Raw genomic sequence first — 17,934 nt, 5'->3', positions numbered from 1 at the left:
AACAAATGAGTTCGCCGAAATAACAAATGAGTTCGCCGAAATAACAAATGAGTTCGCCGAAATAACAAATGAGTTCGCCGAAATAACAAATGAGTAGGCGTAGCCAGCCGTAGGCATCGCCGAAATAACAAATGCGTTGGCGTAGCCCGCACTTCTCTACGAGACGCTGCGCGAACGACAAGCTCAGTGACCACCGTAGGTATCGCCATGATTGCAACAATTTAGCTTTGTTACGCCAGCGAAACACACTGCAAATCTTTGATAGATGAAGTTTTTCCGACTTGTGTGTACACCGTAGCCCTACTTGGGAGAGAGGGACTTCTTTCCGGCTCCCCTTCTCCCAAATTTGGGAGAAGGGGCTGGGGGATGAGGGTTTTTTCTTTTCATACGGAAAGAACTACAGTTTTCAAGGTGGACGCGGTTTATATGCTTTAGGGAGGTAGCGATGCCTACGGCGGTAAACTACGCCCCTTAGTCTCTGTATATTTAAGGTCAACGCGCTCTAGCAATGAAGTCAGACTTTGTGCTTAAATGCAGTTGCTAGGCAAATCTACCATCATATTTCACCCTAAACAGCATATGAGCGGCTTTGAAGCCAAGAATTTTTGGGAGCGATTAAATAATCTGGCGTTAGTCCGCTTTTTACTTTTAGTTGCTTCTGGCTGGGCAATTGTACAGCTTTTAGCCTACTTTGAAGCGGTCATTGTTATTTTTACATTTGCTGCAATTTTGGCTTTTTTACTCAGCTATCCTGTAGAATGGCTACGGCGTTTTTTGCCCCACGGTGTAGCTGTTGGTGTCGTTTTCTTGCTCAGTATTGTAATTATTGGCAGTCTGATAATTACTGTGGGCTTAACGGTTTTATCTCAAGGACAACAATTAATTGACAGTATAACTGGCTTTGTAAATTCTTTTATACCTGTATTAGAGCGACTAGAAGGCTTTTTACAAAACCGGAATTTGCAGATAGATTTAAGTTTTATTCAAGAACAATTACGAAACCAAGCTGTATCAAGTCTGGTTACTAGCTTGGCTGTTTTACAAGGATTCATGACGAATTTTCTTACTTTTATATTAATTGCAGTTGTGGCTTTTTTTATGTTATTAGATGGAGAAAAGCTGTGGAATTTTATCATAAAAATAGTACCAAAACAGCGCCGCGATAGATTTACAAATATAATTAGACGCTCCTTTCTGGGGTTTTTTAGAGGTCAATTGTTATTAAGTGCATTTCTCACAATTACGACTTTTGTAGTTTTTTTAATATTAAAAGTACCTTTTGCTTTGATATTGTCAGTGATTATCGGAATTGTTGATATCATTCCTGGTATAGGAGCAACATTAGCAGTAAGCACAGTAACTCTATTTGTCTTGTCTCAAGGTGTTTGGTTAGCATTGAAAGTCTTGATAGCTTGTATTGTTCTTCAGCAAATACAAGACAACTTGATTGCGCCTCGGATTATGCAAAATGCGCTGAATCTTAATCCTGTAGTGGTGTTTTTTGCTTTACTAGTAGGCGCTAGAGTAGCAGGATTATTAGGTGTTTTTATATCTATTCCGATCGCTGGAGTCATTGTATCTTTATTTGAAATTGATGAAATGAAATCTGAAGTTTAGTTAGGAATTTGGAGAGAGACGCGATTAATCGCGTCTGTACAAGAATTTGGAGAGAGATGCGATTAATCGCGTCTGTACAGGAATTTTGAGAGAGACGCGATTAATCGCGTCTGTACAAGAGTTGGAAGTAGTAATTAATGTAAAATAGTTGATTAGTCAATACAAATTGAGGAAGAATGTCGGATTTAAGAGCAGAATTAACAGAAATTTTGGATGAGGCAGAGTGGGAGTGGCTAATTCCTCATGTACAACGAGATGCAGTAATTTTGGTGGCACCTGATTTAAACTTGGTGGATGTTGGAGTAGCGATCGCTAGTGATAACATTCCATCAGTGGAACAGTGGATTGATCAGCAATTAATTACCAAACCCACGACAGTACAAGTAGGAGAATGGAATGGCGATCACAGTAAGCGATTTAATACCCTGATTGTTCAGCCTTACGTTTTGGTGAAGGAAATAGTCTCTGCTTAAATTAGTCCTGTGTTGTTTTCGATGAGAGTTGGTGTTGGGGTAGTTTCTAAAGAAAGATAGCTTGATGTGTCAGTTATTACTTGATTTTTGCTACGCACTAGCTGGCTAATTTGACTAAAGCAGAATTTTCTCCTTTAAGATTCATCCATCTAGGAGCTAGAATTGTTACGATAATTTCAGATTAGATGTTGAAACCTTGATCCAATCTGAAACCTTAGAACTATTAGAATGGCATCGCCTCTGCCAGCACCTTGCCACCTTTGCGGCAACTAAGCTGGGGGCGACAGCTGCGCGTCATCTGAAAATACCTGATTCTCAGTCCCAAAGCGAACAGTTGTTAGAGCAAACCAAAGAAATTTACCAACTGGAAACTCGCCTCACCACGGGACTGTCATTTGAGGGAATTCAAGATATTGGCGATTCCCTAGAACGGGCAGAACGCAGCGGAATTTTGACAGGGGATGAACTGTTAGCGATCGCCACCACCCTCGCTGGTGCCAGAAATTTGCGCCGTGTGATTGACAATCAGGAAGATTTGCCGATACTGACTGAGTTAGTTGCCGATTTGCGGACTTATCCAGAACTAGAACAGGAAATTCACCGCTGTATTGATGAACGGGCCCAGGTAACTGACCGCGCTAGTCAAAAACTGGGAGAAATTCGCACAGACTTGCGGCGATTACGTAGCCAAATTACTCAAAAGCTGCAAAATATATTACAAGCAAAATCTGGAGCAGTTCAAGAACAGCTAATTACCCAACGGAGCGATCGCTTTGTAATCCCGGTAAAAGCACCCCAAAAAGATGCCATCCCCGGTATTGTCCACGATACATCTACCAGTGGTGCCACGCTCTATGTGGAACCAAATTCTATTGTGCCTCTGGGCAACCAACTACGGCAGATAATTAGAAGAGAGCAAGCCGAAGAAGAAGCGGTTCGCCGCGTTTTAACGGAACAAGTAGCCGCAGTCAAACCAGATTTAGAGAGATTGTTAGCGATCGCTACTACTTTGGATCTGGCAACCGCTAGATCACGATATAGTTTCTGGCTAGGAGCTAATCCCCCGCGATTTATTCAGCGTCAAGAACGTGAAATTATTACCTTGCGGAATTTACGCCATCCTCTGTTAGTGTGGCAACAACAGCACGAACAAGGGCAATCAGTAGTACCTGTAGACTTGTTGATTAGTCCCCAAATTCGGGTAGTGACGATTACGGGGCCAAATACTGGCGGTAAAACTGTAACCTTAAAAACTTTGGGATTAGCAGCACTGATGGCCAAAGTGGGTTTATTTGTCCCCGCCCGCGAACCAGTGGAAATACCTTGGTTTGATCAGGTGCTAGCAGATATTGGCGATGAACAATCCTTACAGCAAAGTTTATCCACATTCTCTGGACACATCCGCCGGATTAGTCGGATTTTAGAAGCATTGGGGAACGGGGAAGCAGAAGGGGAACTTCCTACTTCTAACTCAGCACTCGTTTTACTCGATGAAGTTGGCGCAGGAACCGATCCAGTTGAGGGTAGTGCTTTAGCGATCGCCTTGTTGCAATATTTAGCCAACCATACCCAGCTAACGATCGCCACCACTCACTTCGGCGAACTAAAAGCCCTGAAATACGAAGATGATCGGTTTGAAAATGCCTCTGTAGAATTTGACGAAAGCACTCTGTCGCCTACTTACCGTCTGCTGTGGGGCATACCCGGACGTTCTAACGCCTTAACAATTGCCCTACGTTTGGGATTGAAGCCAGAAGTGGTAGAAGAGGCGAAAACTCAAGTGGGAGAGGCCACAGATGAAGTTAACCAGGTGATTGCTGGGTTAGAAGCGCAACGCCGCCGTCAGGAAACCAAAGCTGCGGAAGCCCAAAGTTTGTTGCAGCAAGCGGAACGTTTATACAAAGAAGTATCCGCAAAAGCCGCAAGTTTGGAGGAAAGGGAAAGCAGTTTGCGGGCTTCACAGGAAGTAGCAGTCAAACAAGCGATCGCTCAGGCAAAAGGTGAAATTGCCCAAGTGATTCGCCGCTTGCAGAAAGGTACGCCCACAGCCCAAGAAGCCCAGCAAGCCACCAATGCTTTGAATCAAATTGGCCAGCAATATCAGCCAGCAACGCCAGCAAAACCAAAAGTTGGGTTTATGCCTAAAGTAGGCGATCGTGTCCGCATTCCAAAATTAGGACAGATCGCAGATGTCATAACCGCCCCTGATGAAGATGGCGAGTTAAGCGTTCGGTTTGGGCTAATGAAGATGACTGTGAAGTTGCAAGACGTAGAATCTCTAGATGGTCAAAAAGCAGAACCAATCGTTAAACCCAAATCAGCCCCAGTAGCAGTCACACCACCACCGCAAAGTCCTCCAGAAATTCGCACCTCGCGAAACACCATTGATTTGCGCGGTAAGCGGGTGGCTGATGCCGAATACATTTTAGATAAAGCCATCTCGGAGGCGACAGGCCCAGTCTGGATTATTCACGGGTACGGCACTGGTAAGCTGCGACAAGGAGTTCACACCTTTTTGCAACAGCATTCCAGAGTGAACAACTACGAACCAGCAGAACAAGCAGATGGCGGCACTGGTGTCACCGTTGCTCACATCAAATAAAGTAGCAATAAATGTAACTATAGCGGTTCTCAATTGCATGGAATACAGACCACTGTAGGGGCACAGGATTCCTTTGCCCTTACCATGTGTTGCATTCAAACGATAACTGGTATATTTCATCACCCAAAGTTAGGATGAAGCAGAAGTTACAGAATAAAAACAGTATGAAGACCAAGATTTTACCTTTCATTGGAGCTTTTAGCTTTTTTACTAATAGCCCAGCTTGTGCTGAGTATATAGGTGCAGCAAATATCTCAGAGCAAACTGATAGGGTTTACTACATAATGGTGCAAGGTAAAAATCCAGAAACTCTAGCTAATAAAGGTGGAATACTAACATGGACAGACGTGGCTTTTGGTACTGGAATGGCCGCAGTAAGTTATAAATGTGCTGAAAAAAACGTAGCAGCCGATACTTATTTTTATGTACTATACACAATAGGCAAACACAATGGGTGGTGGCAGGTCAATTGTGATTACGCACATAAGGTAGTAAGTGAATTCGGAAAAGATTCTGATGGAGTGCTGATGTTGCTAAATCAGGAAGGACGTAAAGAGTTCTTACATCCTTTATTAATTACTACTAAACAGCAAGCTAAGAACTTCCAAAGACGAAGACAAAATTTTTAGGATGGCAATATCTAGGGGCGTGAGTAATATGAAAGTGGCTAGAGTTGTCGTTGTGGAACAGCTCAACTCTGCTACATTAGCCCTTTTTAATCATCCTATTTTTTTGGCGAAGGTATTGTACTCAGTGAATTATCTATAACCCAACACACTTCAATTAAGCATTTATTCCTTGTCTTCCTTTGCGTTCTCTGAGTCCTTGGCGATTCTTTAAAAAAATTGACTTTGACAAAGACTTAAGCCTTAAGTAAACCATATTGTGTTGGGGAAATCTTCGAGAGCAAAATATCACTAACACCAAGCGTATGTTCTGGAACTTTGGTGATTACTAGCGAAAGGTTATCAGCATAGCCATTATTCATATTTTACTTACTTTTTAGATGTACTATCATGTTGATTCAGAACAAGACAAGATTAGGAAGTTTTCTACCTGTGATGGTCTAATTTGACTAATTGCTTTTTGACCAATGCTTGTTTTTTCTTCAAGATTAAAGCTACACCTACAGCCAGTAAAATTCCACCCGCACCCTGATGTTCGGGAACAGAAGTAGAGGGGGCGCTAAATCCATACTTTGCCAAAATTCCTTGCCCTTTTTGTGAGAGGATATATTCAGCTAATTTTTCCCCATCAGGATCAGCGTTTTTCAGTGTAGTCAATCCATAATTAGCTTTTGTTGCTAAATATTCGGGTAATTCTACTATTTGCAGATTGTCACCACCTTTTGTTGCTTGGGCAGTCTTCCCACTGGTGTAATAAGCTAAAAAGATATCTGCTTGTTTTGTTTCTTCTAGAAAGTAGACTAAATTATTTTTGCCATTAGGAACTATAGGAGCATTAGGATTACCACCTACTAACTGCAAAGCTTTATCCTTCAGAATTTGAGAGTTACCAGGTGTAATCTGATTAGCCTTGTCAAATATCTGCCATGCATAGGTACCAGATGGATCTGCTACAGGGGTTGAGGTTCCCAACTTTATTTCAGGTTTTAGCAAAAAGTCTAACAAATTATCTGATGTGATACCAAGTCCTGATCTGACAACAGCAGTCATGCGATTGCTAGTGAAGTTCACTACAGGTTCACTTAAACCTTCTTCAAACAATGTCTGAGGGTTATCAATATCTGCACTAGCAAAAACATCTGCGGATTTTCCAGTTTTGGAGAATTCTTGTTCTATAAATTCTCGTGTTAAACCAGACGGGCCAAATCTCGTTTCTACTGGAATCCCATATTTATCGTTAAAAGATTCAGCTACTTCTGTGAGGCTATCTCGCAAACTACCAGCAGCGTATAGCTTAAGGGCGAATGCCTGAGTTGGCATAGTCACACCGATAGCACAAGCTATCAGTGAAAAGGCAAAAAAATGCTTTTTCATATTTGTTATATTATTGCGTTGCTATTATTACTCAGTGAATTATCTGTAACTCATACTTAAGCATGGGTTTTGGTAAATGTCTAAACTATTCACCTCTGCTCATCAACTTTATAAATGAGTTCTGATATGTGCGTGGTTTACGGTTAGAGCTATAGTACCAACTAAGTTGGACAAAATCAATTGGCCAATATCTTCAAACGCTGACTTTATCAAATTCAGGATTTAGGCATTAAAAACCTGAAACCTCGTTCCCCCCTCAGTCCCTCACCCCCAACCCCTCTCCAAATTGGGAGAGAGGGGAGCCTTTGATTAATTTCCCCTTCTCCCAATTTTGGGAGAAGGGGTTAGGGGATGAGGGCAAAACATTCTCACAAAGCGGGTTTCACCTTAAGTTGACCAGATGCAAGTCCTTGTACCCCTACAAATGTACAAATAATTTTGGATAATTTATTTTTTGTTAGTTCCTAAGAGGCTGCACAAAAGCGAAACTGAGGTGGAATGCTAGAAAAGCAAGAAGCACCTTTAGCAAACAGGCAAAAGATTTGTATAGTAATTATGTATACATGAAAACCAAGTAATAAACATCAAGAAATTTCAAAATTTAAAACCGCAAATAAATTAGGAGGTATTCTAGATAATTACTTAGCGATAATTCGCGGTTAGAATTCTTAATATTGTTTATTTATACTCTTGTACGGAGCTAGCAGCGAAAATCGGGTAAACCTTAACTAGAATTGATAATTTTTTACTTTGTCAAAAATAAATTTTCATCTAGAGTAGGACAAAGATACCTGTTGTTTACCACATAGAAAAAGCTACCTGAAGCCTCTGGCTCAGAGCTATGGGAAACCAAGCTTGATGCTTAAGAGTCTGGTTTCAAAATGGGTAACAGCAACATCCCCTATCAGCTTGATCACCTATGCTAAAAGTTATGCACTCGGCCGCCAACTCAGCCACTCCAAATTCCCAGTGGGAGGATTTAATCAAGCTTCCAGCCCCAAACACAGTTCAATGGGATAATATCAAAACCCAATTAGATTTGGTGCTGTTGGCGCTAGAAACCTTAACTGGCATTGGTTCAGAGGCTATGCTTTCGGCGGCAACTGATCTGAATTTAGAGTCAAGAGTGCCAGACCGCGTAGCTTTATGGCGACTGCGCCAATCAAATCCTCTACGTAAAGGTCAAGGAGGGCGAAAAAAGCTAGATGTCGAAGAAGCGCGATCGCTTGTTCTGATCATCTGCTATTTAGCCAAACAGCACCAGGAATTGATTCGCCGCGCTGTCGGTCTGTTGGAACAAATGGCAGAAAATAACCGGGAACCTCACCAGGCTGCTTTACTTGGAGATTATATTGATGCTTTTTGCAACACCTACCAGGAGCGGATGGAAGAGGACGAGCAAATCTCAACGGATTTACTTACTAACCTGGCACTAAAACTGCTTGTAGATTTACTTTTTTACAGTGCTTCTGGTGGGCATCGCCGTCTCTGGCTAGCACTTATAGACCGTTCTACAAAATTTTAAATTTTAGATTGGAAATTCCTCAACCAAAATTCGCTCATGAAAGTTTGCAAGATTAGAAAACCCTTTTGATGGTCGTTAGTTCTTGGGCGAGCCACTATCAGCACTGCTTCCTCCTTACACCCCAGTTTGCATAATGCAAAAAACCTGACAAAGTTCTGAGTGGAGGAATCCGCCGTTTCGACTTTTCTTTGCAAGCAACTGGCTCAACTTTTTGCAAAATCCCAAATAGTCTTCCTCGCAGTTCCTGCTATGCCTCTATCAAATTCTGTCATTCGTCGCTACACACCCCCTACTTGCACGCTAGAAGTATTCGCGCAAAGCTCACCTTTGTCCCGTTGGATGGGGAAAACTGTCCTCAAGCACCTAAGCTTTGAGCTACGTTTTGATGATCCCCGATTACCAGAAGAAAACAGAGTTCCAATTCGGGGCGATCGCGATCAACTTGAAGCCTTATGTGATGCAGTCACAACTTACGTACAGCAGTTCCTCCAACAGTCTCCAGAAAGCTTTTGGGTCAGTTTCTCCAGTACCCAGGAGTCAACCACAGCATTGGGTGAGCCGGAATTAAAGTCCTCAACAAAAACATTAAATTCCTTTAGTACCCAGATTCCAGGGGCAAATATTCACTTAGAACCAAGCAGCTATTTAACTCACAACTTATTTCTCGGTTCTCTCGCCAACCACTCATCTGGCCCCGTAATTCAACTCACTCTGCTGCAACTATTTGATTTGGCAAGTGCTTTAGATGAATACTTGACTGATGTTATGGCACTCCCAACTCTCAACAGCACTTCGACTCTGAGGTTCCCTGCTTGGGCACCTGTTGCCGCAGTATTAGTATTAGGTGTAGGTTTTTTACCAGTTACTTGGCAATATGCTAACAACATTAGGGAAAAGCAACAGCAGCCAGTCAAAACAGCAGATTCAGCAGCGGTAAAGACTGCTTTAGAACCTTCATCCTCACTAAACTTCCCTACGCCTCAACCCGGACTTACCACTCCATCAGATAATTTGCTGGGTTCCACCCCTCCACTTCCCACATCTAGTTTGCCCCAAGCACCTCTAACAGCCCCTAGTTCCAGTTTTTCTACACCGCCACCTTTATTTCCAAATAATGCACTGACTATACCTCAGAGCAAGACTTCAACCCTTCCTACCAATCGAGCGATGCCAACTCTTGGAGACGCTTCGCCAACGGCGAGCTTCTCTACGAGACGCTCCGCGAACGCTAACGCACCATCCAGCAAAATCCCAGGTCAGGAAATTGCCATATTACCAAATCTTGGACAGAACCTTACAGGATCAAGTCCCCAAGCTGGTGCTCTCCCTCTGCGGCGCAATTTGCCACCTAGACTATCTTCTAACGCAGGCAGCTTACCAACTAATATCTCACCAGTCGCCCCCCCGTCTCTTGACATCATACCCAATAATAATCGTGGCAATACCTCTACCCAACCCTCCCCACTAAACTCACAACAACTAGACGAAACAATCAATTCCCTACAACAACCTTCTCCTGGAAAAAAACCTGCTTCACAACTTCCCTCCTCTAGAACTGCCCAGAATAATCCCTTTATCGATCAATTAGGGGACGGACGCAAACCCCCTACATCCACACAAGTAGCTACTGGCACCTTATTTGATACACCTCAAGTAGCAGAAGCTAGAGAATATTTAAGAAAGCGTTGGCAACCACCCACTGGACTAGGACAAACATTAGAGTACAGTTTGATAGTCAGTATTGACGGTACGGTGGAACGAATTTTTCCCCTCAATAAGGCAGCAAGAGAATTCGTTGATAACACTGGGATGCCTGAAGTTGGTAAACCTTTTGTTTCCGCCAATCCACGCGGACAAAATCTCAGAATTCGAGTTGTTCTCAGTCCTGATGGCAAGGTACAGACTTTTGCAGATGAATAAGTAAACTAATCTGTTTCATCTGAGATATTACACTAGTCCCAATAACCACCTAGTAATTCATTACTAGGCTAGCTAAAGTCATCTTTAAATGACTAGTAAACGGTTTTAGTCCACTTAAGTGGACTTGGGCTATTAGCCTTTGACAAAAATATTGCGGGACGTGTGGAATCCGAAGCGGGCTAGTTGGCTTACCCTGAATACTGAAAGATTTCAGTTTAATGCCACTTCTAAAACTGGTACAAATCTAGTACCAGTTTCTATTTACTCCAATTGCTCTTGAGCTTACCTTTTGGAGTCCAGTTACCAAACTGGTCTTATTATTGATACCAGTAAACCTACCAATCAATACAATTACTGTTAACACCAATTCTCCAAAATAAAACTACAGATACAAGTCTGGAAACCCAGATTAAATCTGACGCCTCTTAATTCCGAATTCCGTTAGCGTAACGGTAGCGAGTCCAAGAATGCAAGAGCGTCTCGTAAAGAGCGTGATTCTGAATTGGTATAAATCACCCAGATAAAAGGTAGGAAATATGCAAACAGTTGGTACTCAAAAAGATAGTGCAGCTTGGATTATTCAAACTTGGGCAGCCTTTATACTTTCTATTTCTATGACCACTTTCGGTATTATAAACTTGCCTGTGGATAGCTGGGTGAAAGGCTTTATGGGCATGGGTTTAGCTTTTTCTCTTGGCTCAACTTTTACTTTGGCGAAAACTACTAGAGACTTGCATGAAACTAGAAGATTAACCGCCAGGTTAGACGAGGCGAAAGTAGAAAAATTGCTTTTACAACATGATCCTCTAAATTTCAAATGAAGGGAGTTAGAGCAATTTTGGATTAAAAGACTTTACCAAAAAGCTGTTTCACGAATATCAAACAATATTACCTTTTGGCATTTGATGTAATATAGACATCAGAAATTAACTATATAGCGAAAAACAAAAGGACTGGATATACCAGTCCTTTATTATATTAATTTAATGTTTTTATCTTAATAACGGGATTTTTTGGTCTTTAACTTTTGCTTTTTACGCCGACGTTCGCTAGCAACAACTGCCTGTTCTACCGGATAACCCACTAGGGGAATTACCTGATATTTGCGCTCGTCTTCTAACTTTTTCAGTTCAGTGTAATCAACCCAGTGAATGCAATCAACCGGACAAGTGTCAATTGCTTCTTGGATAATTTCCTCATTGTCCCCATCTTGCCGAACTACGCGCGATCGCCCGTAATCTGGTTCAATGTAAAAGGTGTTACGCGCAACATGAGCGCAATGCTTGCAACCAATACAGGTGATTTCGTCAACATAAACACCATTTTGGCGCAGTACACCGCCTAATTCCGGTTCTAAACCAGAACGTTCTGGGGCATCCCGTAAAAAACCCCCTAATTCTGGTTCCAAACCGGAACGGTTGTCAACTTCTTCTTCCGGCGACGGCAGAAAATCAGCCATTACGCACTCCAGCGCTGTACTACCAGGCGAATTGAACCATCTTCATTTTTTTGTTGTTCAGAGACTTGAAAACCAACACGAGCGGTTTCTTTCACAACTGTTTGATAAGCATAGCGCTGCGTTACCTGGCGCAAAAATCCATCCACAGATAGGTCTTGCTGCCAATATTGCAAGTCAGCCACCAGTTCATATTCCAAGCCATTCCATCTAAAGCCGATGTCATAGCCATTTTCCTGCTCAATACTAACTTCGGCAGGATGGGTTTGACCGCGATAGCCACGGACTTCGCGTGGGCCGGGTTTCCAGTCTACGCCCAATTCAGTCAAAGCATCTTTCAAAGAATCAAGGTTACGGATTTGAGTCTTAATTTGGCTAAAGTGTGACATGGTGGTTGTAAATTAATAACATTAAACTACTGTGAAAACTTACCAATCGCTGTAAGTGGTGTGTGTATTCGCCATATTAGATTGCTGCACCTTAGCGGCGAAATATTCTGAGGTTGGCTCATGATTAAGTACTTGCCCCAGCTGTGCCTCTATTGCTGCTGTAACTTCAGCGCAAGAAGCACCCACAATGCCAGTGACTTTCTCTTGTACCCGACCGTCTGGATAGATTATGAACTCTAATGTCTCCATGCTCTTGGCCAACCACGATAAGTACGCTTAAATTGTACTGCCTTAGCAGAAGGCTACAAATGTAGCCGTAGGAACATTTTTACTTAGATACAAACTTGCCATTTGCTAAATAATGTTCCATCTTACAACATATATATCTCAAAATCTTTACAAAAATTATTAATTTTGTTAGCAGGCACATCAGTCTTTAGTTAGTCTCTCTTAACCTCATCGATTAGTCAAGGTAACTACTGAAGTTTGCTAAGTAAGCTGCAAAAGTCCTAAAAATAAGCATTAGGCGTAGTCTAGCCACCAATACAATTCATAAAAATATAAAATTTATTGAAAAGTTTTGTCATTACCTTTAAATTTACCTTATTCTCTTAAGGTTTTCCAGGTAGATTAAATGCAGCGCAGTGTTAGTCTACAGCAAAATAGTGGGTATCGTAGGCATTGCATTAGGTCTTTGAGATAGTGGCTTTACCTGGCATCGGGTGTGAAGGGATTTTTAGACTGCGATCGCCAGAATATAAAAATAGTATAAGTTTTAAACAAAAGTAAATTTTGGGTTTTCTTGGATCAACCCAAGTTATGAGCAGACGATCGCTTGATGATAGATGTGTAATATGCGTAGGCGTAGCCCAATTAGGAAAGTCCCACTTCAATTACCTCACCAGGAAGGATGGCATTTAGCGATTTTTGTACATCTGGTATGAGCGGTATTAAATCAGGAAGACGATTTTTGGAGGCGATCAGCACAATAACTGCAACTCCTGCTTGTTCTAAGTTTTGCTGGTATCGCAAATTTTGATCTGTAGTCAGTAGAATGGTGAAACTTTGTTGTTTCATTAGTTGTAAAAGTTCACCATTCTTTTTGCCTGACCATCCCATCTCGACAACTGTGCGTACTTCGTAATCTTTGAGTTCACGTTTGAGAGGACGTGGAACACATTCATCAAGCAGGATTCGCATAAGCAGTTAGCATTTCTTTTGCTAATTCCAGTGCTGCGATCGCTTGCTCACGGCTAACACTGGGAAAATGATCTAAAAACTCATTTAGCGAATCACCTGCTTCTAGATAATCAAGCAAGGTCTTAATTGGTACGCGAGTTCCAACAAAAACAGTAGTTCCCCCTAATATATCGGGGTCACTGTGAACAATACGCGATGTTGGTACCATAACAACTATAGGCATTTATTTGTCAATATTTCGCTATGATCCTAACTCGGAATTACTGCTACTGGAACCGTAGGCGGATCATCGTCGTAGATATGGGACTCTATATTTATTAAAATATCGCTCTGGGCACTACAATAGGCGATCTGTTTGTTCGATACTTACGATCAACCCATAATACGAGATGAGTAAGATGTTCTGGCAGACCTAGATAAACTCGTTCAGGTTCTCTATGAACTCTTTTGTTTTGTCTCACCGAATGCACTGGAATTCTAGCCCCTCTTGCAGATATTAAAAGCTGTTCTTGTTGAGACTTTCTCTTTTGTTGTTCTTGCTCTTCTGCTTCTTTTCGCTCATGGATTCGGTGGTTGCGCTCTTGATTAAACTCATCTCGACAAAGCTGTCCAACCAAAGCAAGTGTGACCTGATCTAACCATTGTGGGATCGAGTTATCGATATTGCGCCATAGATGCTCAATGTGGTTAACTAGATCATTTCGCTGCTGATCGGGAATATCTTTTGCATCTAAGCAAATCCTGCTTACCTTTTCGCCTTCGCTACGATCAATTTCGTACCAGAAGTTAAGATTCGCAGACGAGCCAGCATCTAATTATCGTGCTAACTCTGAGTAATTATGTTTGACTTTTGTCATGTGAAACCAAACACCTTTTCTCTGTCTATCAATGCTCTTAAATATGCGAATTACAAAACCAAATCCCCTCGCTGTATTGTATTCCCTAACATAGCCAAATTCTATTTCCACTACTTCAACTCCTCAAATTTAAAGCTGGATGAAATATAAATGAGGTTCATAGTGATAATGTACCCAAAACTATTGATTGGCTAACTTTATTTACACAAGAGTGGTTTACAAAAGGCATTAAAACAGGCAGTTCGGAAAGCGATTAAAAAACGAGTTGGCTACGATACATTTCGCCACAGTTTTGCAACAGACTTACTACAAAATGGCTATGATACAGCACTGTATAAGAATAGGGAGCAAAAGATGATTGATGAAGGTCGTGGTCGCATGGTTGCAGATAGGGTAAATCTCAGCTACACAGGGATTTTAGGAATCTTGGTTGAAGCTAAAACAGGACTTACGCAAGAACTCTCTGAAACTCTTATTCCTTTGTGTCCTTTGCGTCCTTTGCGGTTCGTTTTATCATGATTTTGCGTAAGTCCTGTAAAAGTCAAAAGCTAATTTCTGCTGTGAAACCTCTGTTAAATGCTCTGATTAACCAAGCAGGATTCTGGTGGTTGAACCTTTATACAAGAGGGTTTTGCAGCCTGTTGATGAAAAGTAATTTTTGATACTGTACAAGTAGCTTACATAAAAAAACATCAGTCAGCCAAAGAACCCAGGATAATGAATCATAATTAACTTCTATAGCTTTGAGCTATCAGCCATCAGCCACCAGTTACAAGCCGGAAGCTGAGATGCAGAATGCTAAAGGCTTTTGATTCAAATTAACTAATTGACTATGAATTCCGAAAAAGTCAAAAATTCTCTAAATATTTCGCCAGCTATCCGCGTAGGAGTACTAGGTTTCGGCGGACTCGGACAAGCTGCCGCTAAGGTACTTGCTGCTAAACAGGAAATGATTTTAGTCGCAGCAGCAGATCATAAAGGCTACGCTTACGCTGCTGATGGTTTAAATACTCAAGAATGTATCGCCACCTACCAGTCCCAAGATTCGGTAGGTCACTTAGAGCCAGTTGGTACGTTAACAAATCAAAGTATTCAGGATGTAATTGAAATAGCTCAACCTGTGGATGGGTATTTTCTGGCTTTACCTAACCTACCAAATGATTTTATTCCCTCTGTAGCCAAGCAGTTTATCAAATCTGGTTGGCGTGGTGTACTAGTGGATGCGATTAAGCGCACCACTGCTGTGGAACAACTACTAGCAATGAAAGAAGAACTGCAAGCAGCCGGAATTACGTACATGACAGGCTGTGGTGCTACGCCTGGACTGTTAACCGCCGCCGCCGCTTTAGCCGCTCAAAGCTACGCCGAAATTCATCAAGTCGAAATTACCTTTGGGGTGGGAATTGCCAACTGGGAAGCTTACCGCGCCACCGTTCGGGAAGATATTGGCCATATGCCTGGTTACACAGTAGAAACTGCTAAAGCGATGACTGATGTTGAAGTAGAAGCACTACTAGATAAAACTAATGGCGTGCTTACTTTGACGAATATGGAACACGCTGATGATGTGATGCTAGAGGTAGCAGGAATAGTGGGGCGCGATCGCGTTACTGTTGGTGGTGTAGTCGATACTCGTAATCCCAAAAAGCCCCTTAGCACCAACGTTAAGGTAACAGGGCGCACCTTTGAAGGGAAGATTTCCACCCATACCTTTACCCTGGGAGATGAAACTAGCATGGCAGCTAATGTCTGCGGCCCTGCCTTCGGCTATCTCAAAGCTGGTAAGCAATTGCATCAACGCGGCATCTATGGAATATTCACTGCTGCCGAAATTATGCCCCAATTTGTTAGGTAATAGTTAGGAGTTAGGAGTTAGGAGTTAGGAGTTAAAAACCTAAACTTGAGACTTAAAAATCTTTAGCTTTATTCAGAATTTGCAATTTTAAACTCTTAACTCTTCACTTTTAACTCCTAACTTTTTTTAAGCTGGTGGAATTTGTGGAGAGAAAATATCTGTGGAATTATCCTCAAGCAGCAAATCTGGCGTTTGCATAATAAATGGAAGTTCGGCTCCTATGAGTCCTCGTTGGATGCGTTCTAAAGTATCACTAAAAACTACAAACAGAGGATATATACTATTAGCTCCCTCACTCAAAATATGACTGTGACGGAGAGGCATTAGCCACTCATAATCATTGTCCAGCCAAACTTGGGTTTGTCGCCAACGTCCTAACAAATCAGAAAAGTCTTCGTGAGCACGATGAATAAAGATTAAAATTTCTGCTCCTGTTTTAATTTTCCACTCTGGATCACACATCAAAATTGCCACATCACAGGATAAGCAAATCGTTTGTGGGGGTGTTGTAGGAGTGTTGCGAAGACGGACAATTGGTAAGGGAATAGTAATGACACTTTCATCTGGACGGCGCAGACTGGGAATCATCTCTAAGTATGGCCGATATTGCTTTAGTAAGGCGATCGCAGCTAGATGATTGCTATATTCTGCCAAACTTGCTTCGTAGTGAGATTTTTGCACAGTCATAGTTGATTAAATAGTTAGGAGTGAGGAGTTAGAAATAAAATTAAGTAGTTAAGAGTTAAGAATGAGGATAAAAAATAAAGAGTTTAAACTCTTAACTCCTAACTCCTAACTCTTAATCCCCTATCCCAACGTTTCAAATACCTTAAACATAGGCAGATACATCGCTAGTAAAATGGTTCCAACCATTCCCCCTAAAACTACAATCATCACTGGTTCCAAAATGCTGGTCATTGCTTTTACTGCCTGCTCAACTTCATCTTCATAGAAATCGGCAACTTTCATCAACATTGCATCTAATTCTCCAGTTTCTTCTCCGATACTAATCATCTGAATTGCCATAGCCGGAAAAACGCCATCATTTTCTTGTAAAGCAATGCTAATCATACCTCCTTGTTGAATCTCAAGGCGGGCTGCATCTATGGCATTAGCAATCACTTGGTTTCCCGATGTATCTCGGACAATTTCTAAGCAAGTTAAAATTGGCACACCTGAACGAGTCAAAGATCCAAAAGTTCTGCTAAAGCGGGCAACCGAAGATTTTTGAATTAAGTCGCCAAACAACGGTACTTTCAGGGAAAGACGATCAATTGTTAAGCGACCACCAGGAGTTTTACCGAATTGTGAATAGGCAATTTTCAGTCCGACAATAATAAAGAGAAGGATGACAGCATTCGGACTTCTCAAAAATTTACTAGCATTCATCAAGAATAGCGTTAGAGGTGGTAATGTAATTCCGATTTGTTCAAAAATCGTGGCAAAAATGGGAATAAGAAAAATGGTCATGCCGAGAAAGATAGCAACTGCGATAAAACCCACGACTATTGGATAAGACAATGCTGATTTGATTTGGTTTTGTAAGCGGGCAACATCTTCTAATAACTTGGCTAAACGATTCAATACTTCGTCTAAAACACCACCAATTTCGCCAGCTTGAATCATACTCACATATAATCCATCAAAGCAGTCAGGATGCTTCCGCATTGACTCTGAAAGATTCATTCCACTTTGAACATCGATGCTAATTTCTACAAGAGCTTGTTTTAGTTTAGGGTTACTACACTGTTCAGAAAGTACCCCCAGGCTTCTAACGATCGCAACTCCCGCATTCATCAAAACGGCAAATTGACGGGAAAAAACGGCTTTGTCTTTCACAGAAACCTTAACTAAGGAAGTCTGGAATTTTTTTAAGTCAAAATTTAGCTGAAATCCTTGAGATTGTTTGAGTTCTTGGACTACAAAACCTTGTTCTCTAAGATTAGTACGAGCTTGTACTAAGGATTCGGCAACAATTTTTTCTGTTCGGGATTTTCCTTGAGAATCCCGAACACGGGCAACGTAGTTTGGCATAAATAA

General features: G+C 41.7%; 18 protein-coding genes. 9 read left to right on the top strand and 9 right to left on the bottom strand.

Going from position 1 to position 17,934, the window contains the following annotated elements:
• Positions 1-579: 579 nt before the first annotated feature.
• The 4 genes from V7K46_RS31140 (at position 580) to V7K46_RS31125 (ending at position 5,321) form a co-directional block, all read left to right on the top strand.
• A complete protein-coding gene (locus tag V7K46_RS31140) occupies positions 580-1,617 on the top strand; it encodes an AI-2E family transporter (RefSeq protein WP_335120189.1) in 1,038 nt (345 codons plus the stop codon).
• 176 nt (positions 1,618-1,793) lie between these two features.
• On the top strand, positions 1,794-2,090 hold the full coding sequence (locus V7K46_RS31135; RefSeq protein ID WP_335120187.1) for a DUF2288 domain-containing protein: 297 nt from the start codon (positions 1,794-1,796) through the stop codon (positions 2,088-2,090).
• Positions 2,091-2,286: 196 nt separating this feature from the next.
• A complete protein-coding gene (locus V7K46_RS31130) occupies positions 2,287-4,692 on the top strand; it encodes an endonuclease MutS2 (RefSeq protein WP_335120185.1) in 2,406 nt (801 codons plus the stop codon).
• A gap of 134 nt (positions 4,693-4,826) precedes the next feature.
• Positions 4,827-5,321: a hypothetical protein gene (locus V7K46_RS31125; protein WP_335120183.1), complete on the top strand. Its 495-nt coding sequence runs from the start codon at positions 4,827-4,829 to the stop codon at positions 5,319-5,321.
• A gap of 233 nt (positions 5,322-5,554) precedes the next feature.
• On the opposite strand, the gene V7K46_RS31120 is transcribed toward V7K46_RS31125, so the two are convergent.
• Both V7K46_RS31120 and V7K46_RS31115 read right to left on the bottom strand, forming a co-directional pair.
• The gene (locus tag V7K46_RS31120) at positions 5,555-5,680 is read right to left on the bottom strand and encodes a hypothetical protein (RefSeq protein WP_335120181.1); all 126 of its coding nucleotides are present in this window, start codon (positions 5,678-5,680) and stop codon (positions 5,555-5,557) included.
• A 64-nt stretch (positions 5,681-5,744) separates the two neighbouring features.
• Positions 5,745-6,692: a molybdate ABC transporter substrate-binding protein gene (locus V7K46_RS31115; protein WP_335120179.1), complete on the bottom strand. Its 948-nt coding sequence runs from the start codon at positions 6,690-6,692 to the stop codon at positions 5,745-5,747.
• Between the two features lie 919 nt (positions 6,693-7,611).
• On the opposite strand from V7K46_RS31115, the gene V7K46_RS31110 reads away from it, so the two are divergent.
• The 3 genes from V7K46_RS31110 (at position 7,612) to V7K46_RS31100 (ending at position 10,958) form a co-directional block, all read left to right on the top strand.
• Complete coding sequence (locus V7K46_RS31110) at positions 7,612-8,217, top strand: DUF3038 domain-containing protein (RefSeq protein ID WP_273766392.1); 606 nt, start codon at positions 7,612-7,614, stop codon at positions 8,215-8,217.
• 249 nt (positions 8,218-8,466) lie between these two features.
• Complete coding sequence (locus V7K46_RS31105; protein ID WP_335120177.1) at positions 8,467-10,137, top strand: DUF4335 domain-containing protein; 1,671 nt, start codon at positions 8,467-8,469, stop codon at positions 10,135-10,137.
• Positions 10,138-10,673: 536 nt separating this feature from the next.
• Positions 10,674-10,958, top strand: a complete 285-nt coding sequence (locus V7K46_RS31100) for a YiaA/YiaB family inner membrane protein (protein ID WP_335120175.1) — start codon at positions 10,674-10,676, stop codon at positions 10,956-10,958.
• A gap of 176 nt (positions 10,959-11,134) precedes the next feature.
• Here the strand turns inward: V7K46_RS31100 and V7K46_RS31095 are convergent, their stop codons facing one another.
• From V7K46_RS31095 to V7K46_RS31075, 5 genes are all read right to left on the bottom strand, one after another.
• The gene (locus V7K46_RS31095; protein WP_335120173.1) at positions 11,135-11,596 is read right to left on the bottom strand and encodes a ferredoxin; all 462 of its coding nucleotides are present in this window, start codon (positions 11,594-11,596) and stop codon (positions 11,135-11,137) included.
• The gene (locus V7K46_RS31090) at positions 11,596-11,982 is read right to left on the bottom strand and encodes a DUF1257 domain-containing protein (protein ID WP_334947527.1); all 387 of its coding nucleotides are present in this window, start codon (positions 11,980-11,982) and stop codon (positions 11,596-11,598) included. Before V7K46_RS31090 ends, V7K46_RS31095 begins: the two co-directional genes overlap by 1 nt.
• A 39-nt stretch (positions 11,983-12,021) precedes the next feature.
• A complete protein-coding gene (locus V7K46_RS31085; protein ID WP_273766383.1) occupies positions 12,022-12,231 on the bottom strand; it encodes a DUF2997 domain-containing protein in 210 nt (69 codons plus the stop codon).
• Positions 12,232-12,855: 624 nt separating this feature from the next.
• Positions 12,856-13,182 carry a DUF5615 family PIN-like protein gene (locus V7K46_RS31080; protein WP_335120171.1) on the bottom strand — a complete coding sequence of 109 codons (327 nt, stop codon included), beginning with the start codon at positions 13,180-13,182 and terminating at the stop codon, positions 12,856-12,858.
• The gene (locus tag V7K46_RS31075; protein WP_335120169.1) at positions 13,166-13,390 is read right to left on the bottom strand and encodes a DUF433 domain-containing protein; all 225 of its coding nucleotides are present in this window, start codon (positions 13,388-13,390) and stop codon (positions 13,166-13,168) included. Before V7K46_RS31075 ends, V7K46_RS31080 begins: the two co-directional genes overlap by 17 nt.
• Before the next feature lie 1,003 nt (positions 13,391-14,393).
• On the opposite strand from V7K46_RS31075, the gene V7K46_RS31070 reads away from it, so the two are divergent.
• Positions 14,394-14,558, top strand: a complete 165-nt coding sequence (locus V7K46_RS31070; protein ID WP_335120167.1) for a hypothetical protein — start codon at positions 14,394-14,396, stop codon at positions 14,556-14,558.
• 313 nt (positions 14,559-14,871) lie between these two features.
• Complete coding sequence (gene bioU / locus V7K46_RS31065) at positions 14,872-15,894, top strand: (S)-8-amino-7-oxononanoate synthase BioU (protein ID WP_335120165.1); 1,023 nt, start codon at positions 14,872-14,874, stop codon at positions 15,892-15,894.
• Between the two features lie 126 nt (positions 15,895-16,020).
• Here bioU and V7K46_RS31060 read toward each other — a convergent pair whose 3' ends face one another.
• Positions 16,021-16,581, bottom strand: coding sequence for a hypothetical protein (locus V7K46_RS31060; protein ID WP_335120163.1), 561 nt, complete (start codon positions 16,579-16,581; stop codon positions 16,021-16,023).
• A 120-nt stretch (positions 16,582-16,701) separates the two neighbouring features.
• Positions 16,702-17,928 carry a type II secretion system F family protein gene (locus V7K46_RS31055; protein WP_335120161.1) on the bottom strand — a complete coding sequence of 409 codons (1,227 nt, stop codon included), beginning with the start codon at positions 17,926-17,928 and terminating at the stop codon, positions 16,702-16,704.
• Between the last annotated feature and the right edge of the window lie 6 nt (positions 17,929-17,934).

Origin of the sequence: Nostoc sp. (assembly GCF_036917395.1) — a bacterium.
GTDB lineage: Bacteria > Cyanobacteriota > Cyanobacteriia > Cyanobacteriales > Nostocaceae > Nostoc.
The sequence above is the reverse complement of the archived record's forward strand: the minus strand, read 5'-3'. Positions and strand labels throughout refer to the sequence as shown.

Excerpts from the sequence above, each read along its gene's own strand:
- V7K46_RS31095 (WP_335120173.1), bottom strand. The coding sequence starts at position 11,596 with ATGGCTGATTTTCTGCCGTCGCCGGAAGAAGAAGTTGACAACCGTTCC.
- V7K46_RS31120 (WP_335120181.1), bottom strand. The coding sequence starts at position 5,680 with ATGAATAATGGCTATGCTGATAACCTTTCGCTAGTAATCACCAAAGTT.
- V7K46_RS31100 (WP_335120175.1), top strand. The coding sequence starts at position 10,674 with ATGCAAACAGTTGGTACTCAAAAAGATAGTGCAGCTTGGATTATTCAA.
- V7K46_RS31125 (WP_335120183.1), top strand. The coding sequence starts at position 4,827 with ATGAAGCAGAAGTTACAGAATAAAAACAGTATGAAGACCAAGATTTTA.
- V7K46_RS31135 (WP_335120187.1), top strand. The coding sequence starts at position 1,794 with ATGTCGGATTTAAGAGCAGAATTAACAGAAATTTTGGATGAGGCAGAG.
- bioU (WP_335120165.1), top strand. The coding sequence starts at position 14,872 with ATGAATTCCGAAAAAGTCAAAAATTCTCTAAATATTTCGCCAGCTATC.
- V7K46_RS31055 (WP_335120161.1), bottom strand. The coding sequence starts at position 17,928 with ATGCCAAACTACGTTGCCCGTGTTCGGGATTCTCAAGGAAAATCCCGA.
- V7K46_RS31115 (WP_335120179.1), bottom strand. The coding sequence starts at position 6,692 with ATGAAAAAGCATTTTTTTGCCTTTTCACTGATAGCTTGTGCTATCGGT.
- V7K46_RS31080 (WP_335120171.1), bottom strand. The coding sequence starts at position 13,182 with ATGCGAATCCTGCTTGATGAATGTGTTCCACGTCCTCTCAAACGTGAA.
- V7K46_RS31060 (WP_335120163.1), bottom strand. The coding sequence starts at position 16,581 with ATGACTGTGCAAAAATCTCACTACGAAGCAAGTTTGGCAGAATATAGC.
- V7K46_RS31075 (WP_335120169.1), bottom strand. The coding sequence starts at position 13,390 with ATGGTACCAACATCGCGTATTGTTCACAGTGACCCCGATATATTAGGG.
- V7K46_RS31090 (WP_334947527.1), bottom strand. The coding sequence starts at position 11,982 with ATGTCACACTTTAGCCAAATTAAGACTCAAATCCGTAACCTTGATTCT.
- V7K46_RS31110 (WP_273766392.1), top strand. The coding sequence starts at position 7,612 with ATGCTAAAAGTTATGCACTCGGCCGCCAACTCAGCCACTCCAAATTCC.
- V7K46_RS31140 (WP_335120189.1), top strand. The coding sequence starts at position 580 with ATGAGCGGCTTTGAAGCCAAGAATTTTTGGGAGCGATTAAATAATCTG.
- V7K46_RS31085 (WP_273766383.1), bottom strand. The coding sequence starts at position 12,231 with ATGGAGACATTAGAGTTCATAATCTATCCAGACGGTCGGGTACAAGAG.
- V7K46_RS31070 (WP_335120167.1), top strand. The coding sequence starts at position 14,394 with ATGATTGATGAAGGTCGTGGTCGCATGGTTGCAGATAGGGTAAATCTC.
- V7K46_RS31105 (WP_335120177.1), top strand. The coding sequence starts at position 8,467 with ATGCCTCTATCAAATTCTGTCATTCGTCGCTACACACCCCCTACTTGC.